The organism is Candidatus Aramenus sp. CH1 (assembly GCA_022678445.1).
Lineage (GTDB): Archaea > Thermoproteota > Thermoprotei_A > Sulfolobales > Sulfolobaceae > Aramenus.
In genome coordinates this window covers 160,986-178,005 of sequence record JALBWU010000007.1, presented here as the reverse complement: position 1 = coordinate 178,005, position 17,020 = coordinate 160,986, and the positions used below count along the sequence as shown (strand labels likewise).

The following is a 17,020-nucleotide window of genomic DNA, read 5'->3' as shown; positions in this document are numbered from 1 at the left end:
TTAAAGTTTATAAAATAACATTATAATGACCGATGTCAAAAGGAATAACAGTCCGTCAGAAACGTGGGACGTCATTCCCTTGTACACCAAGTAGTACCCCAACGCATTTATGGCAATTAGCGAAGCGTAAAGGAAGGAGGAGGACAGGTAAAAATATGATGCCAAGAAAGGGGCAGTAACCCACACAACGTAAAAGCCCTTCTCGTTGCTTAACTTTCCCCTCAGGAGTCTGAAGTAAATGGGCGAGAGCAAGCCATAGATCAGCATTATGAGGAAGGCGTAGTACATTAAAACTCTCAACTCTATAAGTAAAGAAGTGATTTAAAAGAATGAGTAGTGGGTTTGAAATAAAAAAGGTAGAAGCAATGGAAATACTTGACTCTAGGGGCAACTTCACCGTAAGGACTTTCGTCACCACTAAGGCAGGCATAAGGGACTTCGGCGACGCGCCTGCAGGCGCCTCTAGAGGTATTAGGGAAGCTGTGGAGCTGAGAGACGAGGACGGCGGAGTTAGGAAAGCTGTAGAGTCGGTGAACTACTACATAAACTACGCTCTTCACAGTATGGACGTCAGATACCAAAAGGACGTAGACGCAACCATGATAAAGCTTGACGGCACCGAGAACAAGTCTAGGCTAGGAGGTAACTCCATAATCTCCACCTCCATAGCGGTCGCCAAGACTGCAGCCAAGGCCCTAGGGGTGGAGGTCTTCGAGTACATAGGGGGGTTCAGAACCCATACCATCCCCGTGCCCCTCCTTAATATACTAAACGGGGGGAAACACGCAGGAAACCAATTGAAGATTCAAGAGTTTATCGTGATTCCGTTGGGCTTCGACTCGTTAAAGGAGGCCCTTAAAGCGTCTACCGCGGTCTACAAGACGTTAAAGAACTTGATAACGGAGAGGTATGGGAAGATCTACACGGCATTAGGTGACGAAGGGGGAATTTCTCCGCCCCTTTCAAAGACGGTGGACGCGTTAGACCTCGTCTACACTGCAGTGAAGAACTCCGGCTACGAAGACAAGATATATCTTGGAATGGACGCTGCGGCATCTGACTTCTACAACGAGAGGGAAAACGTGTACGAGATAGACGGATCTAAGAAGACTCCGGACGAGATGATCGACTTCTACAAGGACCTAGCTGACACCTACCCAATACTTTACCTCGAGGACCCATTTAACGAGAACGACTTCGAGAGATTCTCCGTACTCCAGAGCAAGCTCAAAAAGGTAATCGTCACAGGAGACGACCTCTACACGACAAACGCCAAGTACTTAAAGAAGGGCATAGAGGCTAAGTCCACAACTGGGGTGATAGTGAAGCTAAACCAAGTTGGAACTGTGACAGAGACCTTGGAGTTCTTCGACTTGGCTAGGGAGAACTCCGTCAAGACGGTAGTCAGCCACAGGAGCGGGGAGACTGAGGATAACTTCATAGCCGATTTGGCGGTGGGACTCAACAGCGACTTCATAAAGACAGGAGCGCCGGCTAGAGGAGAGAGGACTAGCAAGTACAACAGACTCCTAGAAATAGAGAAAGAATATGGCTTTAGGTACAAAAGGGTTTAAGGCAAGAGTATGCCTATAGCAATTAGCACTAGCGCTATGCCTAGCAGGAACAGCAGGAACTGCTTCGTGGTCATTCTAGGTATTAGGGAGAACACCTTAAAGAGACCGTACACAATGCCTCCAAATACCATCAATACTATTATCGCCAACCCGATTAGTACTAGTATCTCTGAGAGGGAGCCGGAGTTCACGTGGTTACCTAAAATTTGAGAAGTTATGTTATACAGAGTCCCAAGAGACATTTTCCCTTACCTAATATATCCAAATCAATTTTATTTATAGGCTGGGACTCAATAATACAAGTACTGTGACGTAAACCGATGATGACGGTTAAAAGCGCTTAAAGGTGAAGAGAAATGCCTGCTGAGGAGCCCTAACCCTTTTAAGTAAATACCGAGACAAAGGGTATTTTTGAGGAGTAATACCCATGGTAGTGTCGGCAGACGTATTAACGAAATTTATAGGGCAAAAGGTGAAGGATCCCTACAACAGGGACTTTGGTTACCTCGTGTTCGTGTACACCGAGATTGACGGCACAGTAACTGGGATCGAGGTGGCCCAAGGCAATACGTTCACCACGATTGACCCATCCAGGGTAAAGGCGGACGGAGACTCCATAGTGGTCCTGCCAGAGTGGAAGGCTGCAGCAATAAGGGCGTTAACGCTAATGGAAAAGATAAGGAAAAGGCAGAGGGCGTTAGAGGAGCTCTACTCCAAGCAAGAAGTGCCTAAGTCCACTTACGACGAAATGAGGAGGAAGCTGGACAGCGAGATGCTTAAGGTCAAGGACGACTACATAAAGGTAAAAAACTCCCTAAAGGCTAGGCTAAACGAGGTAGAGGACCAGTTAGCCCAGATAGAAAAGGCTATCATGTCCGTCAAGATGAGCTACATCTCGGCTGAGCTCTCTGAGGCGTCATATAAGAACTCCATGGAGATCTTGAGGCTAGCTAAGGACAGTTACATGCTGGAAAAGGACGACATAAGGAAAACGTTAGAAAAGCTGGACCTACTAGATAAGGAAGGAATCGACTTAAAAGCTCCAAGCCAGACAATTGGTTCCTCAGACCAGGGGAGTAAGCCCTCTCAGAACAACTCGGAATTACCCGTACCAATACCAGTAAAGGTAATAAATACTTTATGACCAAGCCAGTGAAATAGGATGTTGAAAAAGTTATTTGTTTCTTACTTTAACAACGACAAGAAAAAGAAGGAACAGTTAGGGAGGCTTCTCACTGAAATATCCATTAAGCTCAAGGACCAGCAGACGAGGATTGACGAGTCAATAAGGAGGTTAAAAGACAGGGACAAGGAGCTCTTTGACAAGGTGGTGAGGGCACAGATAGACGGCGACTTCGCAAAGGCCACGATCTACGCCCAGGAGATCTCCGAAATAAGGAAAATAATAAAGGTCTTCTACACTGCCTACCTCGCAATAGAAAAAGTAAGGCTGAGGTTGGACACGGTACAAGAAGTACAAGGAGTGTCGTTGGTGCTTTTCCCCATTGTGAGGATCCTTGAAGGGCTAAAGGACCAGATAAAGACAATCTCTCCTGAAATAGCCATGACCTTGGACTCAATAACCAGTAGCGTAAACAGCATAGCTACAGAGACGGGGATGATAAGCGACAGAAGCGTTGTGCCCGCGGTAATCGATGAACAAGCAAAGAAGATCCTAGAGGAGGCCCAGAAGAGTGCCGAGCAAAAGGTAAGGGAGCTCCTACCAGATCTACCACACCCACCCTCGGAGATCCCAGCCAAAGTGGAGGTAAAGAAGAGGCTGGACGAGAAGGAAATTCTAAACTACATATCCGAGACCGGTGGTTACCTAGACCTAGACTACGTTTCAAAGAGGTACGGAGTGGGGAAGGAAGAGGTACTAAACCTGTTAAGGGAGATGTCGAGTAAGGGACTAATTAGCCTGGAGGCTTAACCATGAGTGCCCAGGTAATGCTGGAGGACATGGCAAGAAAGTACGCCATCTTAGCTGTAAAGGCGGACAAAGAGGGTAAGGCTGAGGAAGCCGTAAACTACTATAAGAAAGCCATCGAGATCTTAACCCAGATAATAACCCTCTACCCAGACCACGTTGCTAGGCACGCGTATGAGCAGATGATAAACGAGTACAAGAGAAGAATTGAGGTACTCACCGAGTTAGTGCCCACGGTAGATAACGGTAAAAGTGATGCAACTGACGAGCTAGTAGTTAAGGACAAACCTAAGGTATCTTTCAACGACGTGGTAGGACTAGACGAGGTTAAGGAGGCCTTAAAGGAGGCGATAGTTTACCCCACCAAGAGACCAGAGCTGTTCCCCCTAGGATGGCCAAGGGGCATACTGCTCTTCGGCCCCCCCGGATGCGGGAAGACTATGATAGCCGCAGCCGTAGCTAACGAAATAGACTCCAACTTCCTTCAAGTTGATGCCGCATCGATTATGTCGAAGTGGCTAGGAGAAGCTGAGAAAAACGTAGCAAAGATCTTTAATACAGCCAGAGAGCTGTCCAAAAAGGAGAACAAGCCTTCCATCATATTCATCGACGAAATAGACGCACTGTTAGGCGTTTTCGGTAACGAGGTTGGAGGAGAGGTCAGGGTTAGGAACCAGTTCCTGAAGGAGATGGACGGGCTCCTAGATAAGAGCGAGAACTACAAGGTATACGTAATAGGGGCGACAAACAAGCCCTGGAGACTAGACGAGCCCTTCCTGAGGAGGTTCCAGAAGAGAGTCTACATCCCTCTGCCAGACCTTCAGCAACGCAAGTCTCTAGTCAATTACTACCTCTCCAAGATCCCTTCCCATAATGTGAACGTGGACGAGGTAGCCAGGGCACTCGAGGGCTATACTGCGAGCGACATAAGAGACGTGGTTCAGACTGCGTACATGAAGATTGTGAAGGAAGTATTCGAGAAGGGATTACAGGCACCTAGGGAGTTGACTACTGAGGACCTGCTAGAAGTGCTCAAGTACAGGAAGCCCAGTGTAAACCAGGACATAATAAAGGCCTACGAGAGTTGGTATGAGAAGTTCAAGGCACTATGAAATCTCAGATACCTCGGGTTGGACCTCACCGATCGGGCTGGCATGTCTCACATCATCTCTTTAACTACATCTAATACGAACTTACCAGTATATTTTGATTTCTCAAGCGACTTGATAACGCGGTCCCTCGGATAGCCCGTCCTTATCATCCACTCGTTTATCCCTTCCTTGACCTTCTCCATAGCGTTTAAGTGATACCTGCATAGCCCCCCCTCTTCTGCCTCGAAGTCGCAGTACTTACACCTTTGGTACTGGAGGTATCCAAGTCCCTTGGCTATTTTCTCCCCTATCTTTTCCTTATTGCTGTCAAACACCTCCACGTACTTGGCTATTTTCTCCCTCATCTCGTTTGCTACTTCCTCTGAGTTAGTCTTACCGTATATTATGTCGTTTAGCTTTTGTTCCATGTCTGCAGTCATCTTAACGTCTGTCAGCTCGCCGAAGAATTGGCCTAGCACCTCAGCTATAACTATTCCTAGCTTGGTTGGGACTATCGACCTCCCAGACAGCTTTACGTACTTCCTCTCAAAGAGGGTCTCTATGATCATACCCCTAGTAGCCTCAGTGCCCAAGTTTGAGCTCTCCATCCACTTCAAGAGCGTGGTCTTACTGAACCTCTGTGGGGGCTTACTCAGGGAGGTAACCACGCTAATCCCTTTGACGTTTACCTCCTCCCCTTCTTTAACCTCAAGGAGGGCCTCGTCCTTAACCTTTACGTAAGGGTAGATCTCCAGCCATCCCTTCTCCACTACCCCCTGGAGGCTTAGGTTAAGCTTTAGCCCGCTTTTCTTGAACCTCAAAGCAACGCTCTGCCTCTCTACCCACGCGTCCACGGACATGGAGGCGAGAAACCTCCTTACTATGAGCTCGTAGAGCTTGTACTGATCCCTTGGTAGCCTAGAGCCAAAGTACTGCGTAGGGTAGATTGCGGGGTGAGCTGGATCGTCCTTTTCCCCTTGCCTTACAACGTACTTCCCGTGAGTAAGCTTGTTTAGGAGAGAGACTAAATAACCTAGGGGTCCTCTGGAGATCCCCTCCACTATTTCCCTCACATTTACTGTCGGGGGTATTTTCTGGCTGTTAGTCCTTGGATAACTTATTAGGCCGTCCAAGTAAAGTTCCTCTGCTAGCCTCTCCACCTTATATGGGGAGAAGCCGAAGAGCCTCCCCGCCTCTAGCTGTAGGTCTATCAAGTTAAAAGGTGGAGGTCTAACTAGTCTTGTCTTGCCTACCGAAACCCCCTCCACGAACAGTACGTCCCTCTTAAGTCTCTCAGCTAACTCCTTAGCCTCGGAAAGGACGTTGAATCTCCCCTCCAAGAGGACATCGAATACCCTGCCTTTTACCTCCACCTTTACCTTGACCTTGAACTCCGGTAAGGGTAAATGTAAGTACCTCTCCATTTCCCTGTTAACTACTTGGAGCAAAGTCGGGCTCTGAACCCTTCCAGCGCTTAAGATAACCCTCTTACCGGAAACCTTCTTTACTGACAACATGAGGGCTCTACTGACGTTAATCCCCCACAACCAGTCTACCTTGTGCCTGGCTATACCCGCGTCTACCATAGTTAGGTCAAGAGGCTGAAGGTCAGAGTAAGCCCTTAGTATCTCGTCCTTAGTCAACGCGTTGATCTTCATCCTCTTTGCGTTGGCGATGCCCCCTAGCTTGTCTATAATAAGGTAACCTATGACTGAACCTTCGATGTCGTAGTCACAAGCGTTTACGAAGAACTTAGCGTTACCCGCAACGTAGTTTATCACGTCCATGTACTTTTTGGTGTAATAGGCCTTCTTGTCTATTCTCCACAAGGGTTCCCACGACATATCGTAGACAGGAAACCCGCTGGCTCCATGTAACCCGTAAAGATGCCCTGCAGCAGTGACTATTACTATCTGTTCTCCATTAAAGCTCACTTTCCAATACTTTACGCTACGATAGGAAAGCTGGAAGTACTTTCCGAAGGCCTCAGCTATCTTTTTCCCAGCCTTAGGTTTTTCAGCTATTATAACGACGTAAGGTTTTTTGTCAACCAATAACACACCGCTTTATAGGTTTCTCAGAGATACTAACTCTACTTTGCCGTTGGGGTACCTTCTCCTTATTGTTATGGGGAGGACTCTCCTCCTAAGCTCTTCTTGGGCGATTGCAATACTGGTAAGGCTCTTCTGATCCATACTGCTTATGTCAATAAGGGGAGGAGCACCCATGGCCAGCTGTAAGGCCCTAGCACTGATCACCCTTGCCCTCTCGTAAAGGGTAAGTCTAGTCTTCCAGCTCTCCGCGAACGTCTTGTTTAAGGGAGTTAAATACTCACTATCAGACATACTAGAAAATAGGGATTGACTTCTAAAAATAAATCTTACCATTCAACTTCAGCCCTTAAGAAGTCCGGCAGAGAGCACTGGGAAGGCGCCTTTAGACTTACCTCTTGTTTCAGAATATCAGAGAGCGCGGTCACAAGCTTTTGGATTGCCCTATCGTCAACTACTCCCAGTATGCCTATTCTGACTATCTTCTCACGTAATTCTCCCATGCCCCCAGAGACCTCAATGCCCCTGTTCTTCAGTTCGGCAATTAAGGACTTGGGGGATATTGGGGGAACGCCTGCCACTACAGTGTTGGAGAAATTGGACTCGTTACCAAGAAGGGAGAAGCCAATCTCAGTGGTTACCTTCCTGAGATACCGGGCACATGCCTCGTGTCTTGCCCACCTGTTTTTGATTCCTTCCCTTTCCAGAAGCTCTGCAGCCCTTAGGGTCGCAAAGAATACCCCTACTGCTGGAGTAAAGGGAGTCTCGTGTTTGTCTTGGAACTTCAAGTAGAGTTGTATGTCGTGAAATGCTGGAACGTCTACTGAGCTCAAGTTGGATATCCCTTCCTTGGATAGGGCTACCAGTCCCATACCTGGCACGGACGCCAAGGCCTTTTGACTACCGGTTGCCACGGCGTCGATTCCCCACTCGTTTACCAGCAGTTCATAGGCAGCGAAACCGGAGACGGAGTCCACCAGCGCCTTCTTCCCCGAATCCTTAATGGCCTTTACCACACTCCTCAATTCCCTAAACGCTATACCAGTGCTCGTCTCGTTATGGACCAATGCCACTGCAGAGGCGTCCTTGTTCTCCTCTACCACCTTCTTTACTTCTTCTACGTTAAACGACTCTCCGGGGGCCTTTCTGTAAACAACTGGCTGTGCTCCTCTACGCTTAACTGAGTCCAGCAACCTCTCGCTGAACTCACCATACGTTAGCACCACAACTTTTTCTCCCCTTCTGAGCAAAGAGTAGACCATTGCCTCTACCGCTAGCGTGCCAGATCCAGTCAGCAACGCTACCCTATCGGAGGAGAAGAGCTTAGCTAGCTTTCCCTCCAGTTGGGACACTACCTCTCTGAAGGCGTCCGACCTGTGGTTCACTACCCTAGTGGCCTCAAACTCCACGCTTCTGGGAACGTTAACGGGGCCCGGTATAAGAAGCATTCACTTTACACCTATCTCTTTGATGGCGTTCAGCAAGTTCTGGGTCGTAATTACTGCTACCCTATACTGGGCTTCCTTAGTTTGGGCCCCTATGTGAGTAGTCACTATTACTCTCTCGTGCTTTAGCAGTTCCCACTCCCATTCATCCTTAGGAGGCTCATTCCACAACACGTCAGTAGCATATGCCAACACTTTGCCCTTCTTTACGTATTCAAGCAACGCAGGTCCATCTATAGCGACTGCCCTACTAGTGTTCACTATTATTACGTTATTCTTCATCTTCTCGAACTCTTGCCTATTTAGAATAGGCTTAGCGTCCTTTCCCACAGTGACGTGCAAGCTTATAACGTCGGAGTTTGCCAAGAGCTCGTCCAAAGTTACTGCCCTAGCTCCTATCTCTTCCGCCCTCTTCCTCACGTCAACTACGTCGTAGGCAAGAACGTTCATGCCCATTGCCTTAGCTACTAGGGCTACCTTTGTTCCTATCCTACCAAACCCTATGATGCCTATTGTCTTGCCGCTTAACTCCACTCCGGACACCTTCTTGAAGATGCCAGATTTGGCCAGGCTCATGGACGTGTACATGTTCCTAGCAGCTGCTATCATAAGCCCAATTGTTAGCTCTGCCGCGGAATCGGTGGAAGCACCAGGAGCATAGACGACCTTTATGTTCCTCTTATCTGCCTCGTCAGTGTCAATGTTGTCCAGGCCTATCCCGGCCCTAGCGATTATCTTGAGGTTCTTACCTCTTTCTATGATCTCCTTATCTACCTTGGTTCTGCTCCTGACCACTATGACGTGATAGTTTTCAATAACTTTCAGTAGTTCTTCTCTCTTTATGTCGGGCAGGTAGGTGACGTTAAATCCATTGCTCTTCAATGTATCTAACATGTAGTTGTCTATGGGGTCTGTTATCAAGATCCTAAGGTTTTCTCTATTTATAGAATTATATTTTACGGAGTTTATGGTCTCTGCCATTTAGATCACCTCAAACGCGAGAATTAGTTTAACATGATGATGAAAGGGAAACTGACGAAAAGGACAGAATGAACTTGAACGTGGTTAACTTTACGAGATGTAGGTTTAGTCCCTTTGTGTCCATTTTTACCTCACATATTCGTGCAACTACTAGTATATATACTTTTATTCACTTTACTAACGTTTTAGTTTCTTTAAACCATATGAACAAATCAAGAAGACCTAGTTGAATATCTAAATTAGCTGAGATTCCTCTTAAAACTGATTCTAAATAAATATACTTAGTTTTTGTCAAATGTTTATTGCTTATAACTAAGTAATTTTGAATAAAATTCAAGATATGTCTGTCAATTATGGCTAGGTCAAAGTAACCAACGTTCCTCAGAAAGTGGCTAGCCTCCTTCATCCCTATCCCATGTAAGTTAATCAGGAACTCGCGTGCCCTTAGCTGGTCTACGTCGGCAATTTCCTTTACGGTTCTCTTCAGTTTACCGTAAATGAGCTCCCTATTCTTGATTATGTAAGTTGACTTCAAGTTGTAAAACCTATAACCGCTCTCCTTCAGCGCCTTAGCTATCTCCTCCCTTGTGCCAACGTATATATTGTCGCCCAAAGATTGAAGGGAATAGTAGGCGGAAACGAAGGAGGAATTGGCAGTCAATATGCAGAAAACTAGCTCCCTGAACCAGAGGTCTTCGCCACCCAAGTTGTTTAACTTAAACTCCTCAGCCCTTTCTAGAACTCTTGCCCTTAATTTTGCGTTTCTTAGCAGACTTCTTAGCACGCTTTTTCTTCTTAGCCTTTGCCTTTTTAGGCTTCTCCTTAACTGGTTTAACTTCCTCCACGTCTGACTTGGTTATTACTTTATAGCCGTTGGACGTCTCAACGACTATGAAGGGGACTTTGGAAAAGTCCACGTTTACTCCGAGCACTGGGTTTTCCACGTTTATTGGAAAGTCGTCAAACTTCACAGTCTCGCCGATTTCCTTTGGCACGCTAACCTTGTTGACGTAAACGGGGTAAGGGAACTTGTAGGTAACGTCTAGGTTGCTGTTTATGACCCTACCGTCCTTGACGTTGAACACTACGACCTTTCCCTCGACGAAGCTATCCTCCAAGCTAGAGGAATTGGACACCTTTTCCTCCTTTTCTTTAACTAAAGAGATGAAGGAGATGAAGTCGTTTACTTTAATCAACTCTGGCCTATAATACTCAGCGAGCACGCTCAATTAGATCTACTCTATATTATTGAAAAACGCATATTAAAATTCTGGCATAATAACACGAGTAAAACCGAGGAAGATGACGCGAAAAGTATAAATAACAAGTGTATCCATAAGTTGTGGATAATCATGAGCATAAGGACAAGAGGAATAAACTCCTACGGCCACATGGGTTGGTTTACTGTAAAGTGCAGGATTTGCAATAGGTCGCTAAAAATAGGCGTCGACGTAATTTACAAGTGCCCTAAGTGCGAAAAGAAGTACAAGGCTTACTTCTGCGAAGCTGACAAGAGAGGACTTAAGGGCAAATGCCCCTACTGTGGAACTGAACTGGTACCTGTAATATGATAAAAAGGTACTCGGTAGACAACAAAAGGGTTTTCCTCATTTTAGACAAGGACATTTTATACGCTGACACCGAAATCGTAACTAGAAAGTTGAAGGGAAAGAGTAAGATAGACTACGTTAACGTTAATGTGGACTTCAAGTACGGAAAGGTTGTAAGGGTGGTGGTTTGCAACGGCCTATATAGCTTTATTTGTAACGCAATAGCTAAGGTGGAAAAAATAAGTGACGAAAACGTTGAAGACGCCTATAGGGAGCTTTTAAAAGAGCTAAGTAAACTGGCGTGAACTCCCATTTCCTTCAGTTTCTCGTTTATCTTAGATACAACGTCTACTAGCTCGCTCGCGTTCTTGCCCTCAACCTTTATTACCATGGCAAAGCGTTTAACGTCGTCGTTCAGAAAAACTGAGACTAGCACGTCATCTGAGGGCGAACATATGTACGAGGCGCCAATCCTAATGGGCTTGCACATGTCGCTCAGCATTTTGTCTAGCCCTAAGAACACTTCCCTAGTTCTCTGAGGTTCAGTCAGAACGTATAAACTTACGGAGAAGTTAGACGTCATTTCAAGTTTACCCTCTTTACGGGTATTTTAGTTTGCTCTATTACCTTCTTAACATACTCGTAGAAGGAAGGATCTCCATTTACCCTCTTTATCTTCAGTTTCCTATAGTTCAGCACGAGCACCGGGTTCCCGTCCTTTATCACAAGGATCTTCCCCCTTACCCTGTTGTAAACGTTCCTTATCAGTATAACGTAAACGAAGATCCCCTTTGAGGGTAGGTCGACCATGAATGCCTTCCCTACCTTATACGTTGGCGTTACTTCGATTCCCGTTGACGTTACCTCCTCAATAACTCCGTCTATCTTAAAGAGCACTGTCCTCATCACATGTTTTCCCGACCTACTCTTCGAGTTATCTAATAATAGCTGAACCATTCTTCAACTCCCTCATGGACTCCGCTACGCCCTCTAGGTCTATTTTGTCCTCTAAAAACGCGTCCACTAGAACGCCGTTGGAGAGGAAAGTCTTGAGCATTTTCTTTCGTAGATAGTTATTTGAATTTATATATGTTCTTAGCAACAAGTACTGGATAGCTATCCTCCTCTCCAGCTTCCTTAGCCCTTGGTTTAGGGCTTCGTTAAACTCCTTTCCTTTGACAATTACGTTAAAAGCCTCTTCAGCTGATATCGCGGAAGGCCTAATTCCCTCCCCGCTCATGGGAAAGACGAGCCCTCTGGCCTCGCCAATCCTCCAGTCCTTTTCCTTAACTAAATCCACAGTAATTGGCGCTCCCCTGGTGTCGAGAATCTCGTACTTCTTAAACTTGGACTTGAGGTAGTTGAACAACAACTCCTTTGAGTTCTTGTACTCTAGGAAACCCGCTCCTACGTTGTACACCCCATCCTCGTCTGGGAATATCCAGTAGAAACCTGTGTACTTGGTGTCGAACTCTAGGACAGCCACGTCGTCGAACTCCTCAGTCTTTATTATCGACCTCGTGGTGTACACTACCTTCCTGTCCATTAAGTAAGGCCCCATAGCCTTCACTACGAGGTCAAAGTCTTTGCTGTTCACTTTGATGTTTCCGATTACCTTCTTCCTCACCTCTTCTATCATGGAGTTTATCCATCCAGCCTTGTCTATAACGTTCCACTTTGTATGCCTATAGTTCACGTCGTACACCTTTTCCCCGTCGACGTAGAAGGCAAAGTTCTTTATCCTGAACTTTACCCTCCAAGGTATCTTTGGCTCGTAAACGTTGGGAACGACGTCTCCACATGGCTTAAAGTACTTACCCTTCAAGTCAAATAAAGTGACGTCGTGGCCGGACCTCTGAAGGAGAACGGACAAGTAGGAGCCGGCCACTCCTCCGCCAATCACCGCAATTTGCATATTAGGAATATTTAGGTAAAGTATAAAAGAACCTTTGTTTTAAAACTCTTAATTACGCGGTGACCAGTTATTGTTGAGTCAAGAATACGTTCTCAAAAAGATGGAGGAGTGGCCCAAACATTACGAACCGAAACAGATTGAGCCTAAGTGGCAAAACCTCTGGTTAAGCCAGGAAGTATGGGAGAAGGTTTTCAAGTTCGACGAAGACTCAAACAAACCCGTGTTCTTCATCGACACTCCCCCACCGTTCACAAGCGGAGAGCTCCACATGGGACACGCGTACTGGGTAACAATAGCCGACACAATCGGTAGGTTCAAGAAGCTACAGGGGTACAACGTTCTTTTACCACAGGGCTGGGACACACAAGGGCTACCCACTGAACTCAAGGTCCAGTATAGGCTGGGAATTCCAAAGGAGAACAGGGAACTTTTCCTACAGAAGTGCGTAGAGTGGACTCACGACATGATCGATAGAATGAAGAAGGCAATGATAAGGCTTGGCTATAGGCCGAACTGGGAACAGTTTGAGTACAGGACGTTTGACCCCGAGTACAGGAAGGTGATCCAGAAGAGCCTCTTGGACATGTACAGTAAAGGGCTAGTGAAGATGATGGAAGGGCCTGTGTACTGGTGCCCCAAGTGCGAGACGGCCCTGGCCTTGAGCGAAGTGGGATACATAGAGAAGGAGGGCATCTTAGTTTACGTGGGATTCCCCCTGAAAGAAGGGGGAGAGATAGTGATAGCTACCACTAGGCCCGAACTGATAGGGGCAACGCAGGCAATCGCAGTCCACCCAGACGACGAGAGGTACAAGAACCTTGTGGGGAAAGTGACAATAGTCCCCCTATTCAACAAGGAGGTTAAGATCATAGCTGACAGCGAGGTGGAAAAGGACTTTGGGACTGGAGCTGTCATGATAAGCACTTACGGAGACCCTCAAGACATAAAGTGGAAACTGAAGTACAACTTGCCCTCTACGGAGCTCATAGACAACAAGGGGAGAATGAAGGGTACTGGGATAGTGGACGGGCTCAAGGTAGAGGAAGCCAGGAAGAAGATAGTTGAAATACTCAAGGAAAAGGGCTTCGTTAGGAAAGTGGAGAAGATAAAGCACAGGGTACTTGCACACACGGAAAGGAGCGACTGTATGTCGCCCATAGAGTTCTTAACAAAGAAACAAGTATACATAGAGGTGTTGCCGTTTAGGGATAAGTTACTCGAGGAGTCTAAGAAGATGAAGTTCAAGCCCCCGAGAATGTCGTACTACCTTGAGGACTGGATTAGAAGCCTAGACTGGGACTGGAACATAAGTAGGCAGAGGGCCTACGGCACTCCGTTACCTTTCTGGTACTGCGACAACAACCACCTAGTGCCTGCAAGGGAAGAAGACCTGCCAATAGACCCTACTAAGGCTAAACCTCCTGCGGAGAAGTGTCCCCAGTGTGGCCTGCCCTTAAAGCCCGTAACTGACGTAGCCGACGTCTGGATAGACTCCAGCGTAACTGTCCTTTACCTTTCTGGGTTTTATAGTAACAAAAAGAGGTTCTCTAAGGCTTTCCCAGCTTCCCTGAGGTTACAGGGAACTGACATAATCAGGACGTGGCTGTTCTACACGTTCTTTAGAACGCTAACGCTAGCAGGAGACGTGCCCTTTAAGCAGGTCCTAATTAACGGACAAGTCCTGGGCCCTGACGGCACTAGGATGAGTAAGAGCAAGGGTAACGTAGTGTCGCCAATGGATAGGATTGACGAGTTTGGGGCTGACGCAATCAGGATGGCGCTTTTAGACGCAGCAATTGGGGACGACTTCCCGTTCAAGTGGGAAGTGGTTAGGAGTAAGAAGCTATTCCTGCAAAAGCTCTGGAACGCGAGTAGGTTGGCCTACCCGTTCATTAGCGGTCGGAAGGTGGAGAAGCCAAGCTCCCTCCACATAATAGACAGATGGGTGTTAGCGGAGCACAAGAAGTTCGTGGAAAGGGCTATAAATGCTTACGATTCCTTCGAATTTTACGTCATCCTCCAAGAGCTATACAACTACTTCTGGGAGATAGTTGCAGACGAGTACCTCGAGCTGGTAAAGTACAGGCTATTCCAGGACGACCCATCAGCAATATACACCTTGAGGAGGATACTGAAGGACATACTGATTCTCCTCCACCCCATCGCCCCACACATAACAGAGGAGATATACTCGAGGATGTACGGAGAAAAGGTAAGCATCCTGCTCGAGGAGCTTCCCAAGGTGGACGACGTAAAAGAGGACGAAGAAGCCATAGAGGTCGGCAACACCCTAAAGAGGGCCACCTCTATGATCAGGAACGCAAAGATCTCCAATAGGCTGGCTATGAACGCGCCAATAAAGGCTAAGATCTACGGCAGTAAGGATTTCTTGGAAAAAATAAGGAGAGTGGAAGAAGATCTTACAAGAACCCTTAAGATAGTAGAGTTGCAGTACGTGGAGTCCCAAGAGGAGAAGGTGGAAATAGAGAAGTCAGACCATGGGAGTTCCAATCACCAGTCATGATCCTTTTTTCTCATCAGTCTCTATTATCTCCTTTATCCTGTTTACGCCCTCTTTAATTTTCTCCTCGTCTATGGAGAAGCTGAACCTCAAGAACCTCTTTCCGACTTCTAGAGGAAACACCTCTCCAGGTATTGTGATGACGCCAGCCTCCTCTATTAACCTCACCGAAAGGCCCTTTGTGTCAGTGTTCCACTGCTTTAGCAGATCGCTCACCTCAGGGAACATGTAGAAAGTTCCCAAGGACTTGTACACCTTAAATTGCTTGATCTTTTTGAGCTCCTGATACATCACGTCCCTCCTCCTCTTGAATAGCTTGATCATCTCCTCCACGTCGCTAAAGGAGTTAAACGCCTCCAGAGCCCCCCTCTGGGCGAAGCTGGTGGCACACGTGTATATGTTTGAAGCTAGTATACCAACCTTCTGTATGACCTCCTTCCTGGCAACTACGTAACCAAGCCTCCAGCCAGTCATACTGAAGGTCTTGCTGAAACCGTTGACGTATATTACGTAGTCCCTCCATGCTGGATCCTGGAGTACGCTCCTCATCTCTCCCTCAAAAACGAAGTAGTCGTAGATCTCGTCCGATAGGAGTATTATACCCCTGTCCCTGGCGATCTCCTGAAGCCTTATTACCTCTCTGGGCTTGAACACCATGCCTGTCGGGTTGTGTGGGTTGTTGAGGACTATCATTTTGGTCTTTCTCGAGATCAAGTTTTCCAGTTCCTCAACGTTCAGCGAGAAGCCGTCGCTTTCCGAGAAGCTCATCTTTGCATAAACTGGTTTGCCTCCTAGTAATTTAACCACCTCTGCGTAGGAGTAGAAGCCCGGGTCTGGCAAGATCACTTCGTCTCCGGGGTTAACGTAAAGGAGGAAAGTCAAGAAGAGGGCCGTCTTAGCCCCTGGCGTAATCGCAACTTCCTCCTTCTTCACTTCGCCGTACTTTGAGGACAAGTAATCGGCTATCTTTTGCCTTAGCTCGTCTATTCCAAGCGCAGAGGTGTAGCCAGTAAACCCATCGTCCAGCGCCCTCTTTGCCCCTTCCCTTATCCTAAGGAAGGTCTTGACGTCTGGCTGTCCTATGCCAAAGTTTATGGTCTTTATTCCCTTTTCCCTCTCCACCTTCCTCGCTATTTCTTGGTAAACTAGGGTTGATTCACCCGTTAGATTGCCCAAGGAACTAGCGAAATCTGTTATCATTTGGGAAAAATCGTTAAACCAAGTCTTTAATTTTAGCTGGATCCGTCATTAGGGCAGAACCGATGAGGAAAGCGTTCGCCCCAGCCTTTTTGAGCTCGTTAATAGTCTCCCTGTTGTCTATCCCGCTTTCCGCTACCTTCATCATCTTGTTTGGAATGTACTGCAAGAGCTTCTTAACTCTCCCTATATCTACCTTTAGGCTCTGGAGATCTCTAGAGTTTACGCCAATTATTTTGGCACCACTGTCCAACGCAATCTCTACTTCATACTCGTTGTGTACCTCCACGAGGGGCTCCATCTTGTAAGTCCTAGAGTACTCTATTAGGTTGGTCAGTTCTCTCTGCGTCAAGATCCTCACAATTAGAAGGACTGAGTCTGCCCCTATGTTGTAGGCTGTGTCTATTTGACTTTCAGTTACCACGAAGTCCTTCATCAACACGGGTATGCTAACCTCGTCGGCTATCCTAATTAAAGTGGAGTATGAGCCCCCGAAGAATTTGTCCTCCGTCAAAACGCTAAGGGCGGTGGCTCCGTTAGCCTCCATGAACTTAGCGTACTCTATTGGATCCCTCTCGGCCTTAAAACCAGAGGGAGACCTAGTCTTGTACTCGGCTATAATAGCGTTCCTTCCGCTCTCCTTAGTCCTGAGGATGGCGTTATATAAGGGGAAAATCGGCCTCTTCCTCTTGGCATCTACGTATGGCCTCCTAAGAGCGTTTTCCACGACCTCCTTGAGCCACCCTTCCAGATATCTGGGCATCT

20 protein-coding genes are annotated in these 17,020 nt (G+C 46.9%); 7 read left to right on the top strand and 13 right to left on the bottom strand.

The genetic code is table 11. The features are described 5' to 3' along the window. Entirely contained in the window at positions 1–288 is a 288-nt protein-coding gene (locus tag MPF33_06965) for a hypothetical protein (GenBank protein MCI2414969.1), read from the bottom strand. 41 nt (positions 289–329) lie between these two features. Between MPF33_06965 and eno the strand changes: the two genes are divergently transcribed. Beyond that, positions 330–1,574: a phosphopyruvate hydratase gene (gene eno, locus MPF33_06960; GenBank protein MCI2414968.1), complete on the top strand. Its 1,245-nt coding sequence runs from the start codon at positions 330–332 to the stop codon at positions 1,572–1,574. Here eno and MPF33_06955 read toward each other — a convergent pair. Beyond that, the gene (locus tag MPF33_06955) at positions 1,571–1,816 is read right to left on the bottom strand and encodes a hypothetical protein (protein ID MCI2414967.1); all 246 of its coding nucleotides are present in this window, start codon (positions 1,814–1,816) and stop codon (positions 1,571–1,573) included. The genes eno and MPF33_06955 overlap by 4 nt on opposite strands. A 185-nt stretch (positions 1,817–2,001) precedes the next feature. On the opposite strand from MPF33_06955, the gene MPF33_06950 reads away from it, so the two are divergent. From MPF33_06950 to MPF33_06940, 3 genes are read left to right on the top strand one after another with little or no spacing between them, the layout of a single operon-like run. Further along, positions 2,002–2,718, top strand: coding sequence for a CdvA-like protein (locus tag MPF33_06950; protein MCI2414966.1), 717 nt, complete (start codon positions 2,002–2,004; stop codon positions 2,716–2,718). Positions 2,719–2,736: 18 nt separating this feature from the next. After that, positions 2,737–3,507, top strand: coding sequence for a Snf7 family protein (locus MPF33_06945; GenBank protein ID MCI2414965.1), 771 nt, complete (start codon positions 2,737–2,739; stop codon positions 3,505–3,507). A 2-nt stretch (positions 3,508–3,509) separates the two neighbouring features. After that, positions 3,510–4,616: an AAA family ATPase gene (locus MPF33_06940; GenBank protein ID MCI2414964.1), complete on the top strand. Its 1,107-nt coding sequence runs from the start codon at positions 3,510–3,512 to the stop codon at positions 4,614–4,616. A 47-nt stretch (positions 4,617–4,663) separates the two neighbouring features. On the opposite strand, the gene MPF33_06935 is transcribed toward MPF33_06940, so the two are convergent. The 6 genes from MPF33_06935 to MPF33_06910 all read right to left on the bottom strand — a co-directional run bounded on the left by MPF33_06935 (position 4,664) and on the right by MPF33_06910 (position 10,301). Continuing rightward, positions 4,664–6,649 carry a DNA topoisomerase I gene (locus MPF33_06935; protein MCI2414963.1) on the bottom strand — a complete coding sequence of 662 codons (1,986 nt, stop codon included), beginning with the start codon at positions 6,647–6,649 and terminating at the stop codon, positions 4,664–4,666. A gap of 12 nt (positions 6,650–6,661) precedes the next feature. Beyond that, positions 6,662–6,940 carry a DNA-directed RNA polymerase subunit K gene (locus MPF33_06930; GenBank protein MCI2414962.1) on the bottom strand — a complete coding sequence of 93 codons (279 nt, stop codon included), beginning with the start codon at positions 6,938–6,940 and terminating at the stop codon, positions 6,662–6,664. Positions 6,941–6,975: 35 nt separating this feature from the next. Next, the gene (locus MPF33_06925; GenBank protein MCI2414961.1) at positions 6,976–8,094 is read right to left on the bottom strand and encodes an alanine--glyoxylate aminotransferase family protein; all 1,119 of its coding nucleotides are present in this window, start codon (positions 8,092–8,094) and stop codon (positions 6,976–6,978) included. Continuing rightward, positions 8,095–9,072, bottom strand: a complete 978-nt coding sequence (locus MPF33_06920; GenBank protein MCI2414960.1) for an NAD(P)-binding domain-containing protein — start codon at positions 9,070–9,072, stop codon at positions 8,095–8,097. A 169-nt stretch (positions 9,073–9,241) separates the two neighbouring features. Continuing rightward, a complete protein-coding gene (locus MPF33_06915) occupies positions 9,242–9,856 on the bottom strand; it encodes an N-glycosylase/DNA lyase (protein MCI2414959.1) in 615 nt (204 codons plus the stop codon). After that, entirely contained in the window at positions 9,798–10,301 is a 504-nt protein-coding gene (locus MPF33_06910) for a hypothetical protein (protein ID MCI2414958.1), read from the bottom strand. The genes MPF33_06915 and MPF33_06910 overlap by 59 nt, the downstream gene beginning before the upstream one ends. Before the next feature lie 123 nt (positions 10,302–10,424). Here MPF33_06910 and MPF33_06905 point away from each other — a divergent pair, with 123 nt between their 5' ends. Further along, complete coding sequence (locus MPF33_06905; protein ID MCI2414957.1) at positions 10,425–10,643, top strand: hypothetical protein; 219 nt, start codon at positions 10,425–10,427, stop codon at positions 10,641–10,643. Then, positions 10,640–10,927 (top strand): hypothetical protein, encoded by a 288-nt coding sequence (locus MPF33_06900; protein ID MCI2414956.1) that lies wholly within the window; start codon positions 10,640–10,642, stop codon positions 10,925–10,927. Before MPF33_06905 ends, MPF33_06900 begins: the two co-directional genes overlap by 4 nt. On the opposite strand, the gene MPF33_06895 is transcribed toward MPF33_06900, so the two are convergent. Genes MPF33_06895 through MPF33_06885 form a run of 3 tightly spaced genes read right to left on the bottom strand, consistent with a single transcriptional unit; the run spans position 10,888 to position 12,537 of the window. Beyond that, positions 10,888–11,205: a hypothetical protein gene (locus tag MPF33_06895; GenBank protein MCI2414955.1), complete on the bottom strand. Its 318-nt coding sequence runs from the start codon at positions 11,203–11,205 to the stop codon at positions 10,888–10,890. The two genes, MPF33_06900 and MPF33_06895, sit on opposite strands and share 40 nt — an antisense overlap. After that, positions 11,202–11,579: a hypothetical protein gene (locus MPF33_06890; GenBank protein ID MCI2414954.1), complete on the bottom strand. Its 378-nt coding sequence runs from the start codon at positions 11,577–11,579 to the stop codon at positions 11,202–11,204. Before MPF33_06890 ends, MPF33_06895 begins: the two co-directional genes overlap by 4 nt. Beyond that, the gene (locus MPF33_06885; GenBank protein ID MCI2414953.1) at positions 11,557–12,537 is read right to left on the bottom strand and encodes an NAD(P)/FAD-dependent oxidoreductase; all 981 of its coding nucleotides are present in this window, start codon (positions 12,535–12,537) and stop codon (positions 11,557–11,559) included. Before MPF33_06885 ends, MPF33_06890 begins: the two co-directional genes overlap by 23 nt. A gap of 70 nt (positions 12,538–12,607) precedes the next feature. On the opposite strand from MPF33_06885, the gene MPF33_06880 reads away from it, so the two are divergent. Beyond that, positions 12,608–15,061: a valine--tRNA ligase gene (locus MPF33_06880; GenBank protein ID MCI2414952.1), complete on the top strand. Its 2,454-nt coding sequence runs from the start codon at positions 12,608–12,610 to the stop codon at positions 15,059–15,061. Here the strand turns inward: MPF33_06880 and MPF33_06875 are convergent. Both MPF33_06875 and trpC read right to left on the bottom strand, forming a co-directional pair. Next, a complete protein-coding gene (locus MPF33_06875; GenBank protein ID MCI2414951.1) occupies positions 15,056–16,258 on the bottom strand; it encodes a pyridoxal phosphate-dependent aminotransferase in 1,203 nt (400 codons plus the stop codon). The two genes, MPF33_06880 and MPF33_06875, sit on opposite strands and share 6 nt — an antisense overlap. 13 nt (positions 16,259–16,271) lie before the next feature. Next, positions 16,272–17,018, bottom strand: coding sequence for an indole-3-glycerol phosphate synthase TrpC (gene trpC, locus MPF33_06870; GenBank protein MCI2414950.1), 747 nt, complete (start codon positions 17,016–17,018; stop codon positions 16,272–16,274). Positions 17,019–17,020: the final 2 nt, after the last annotated feature.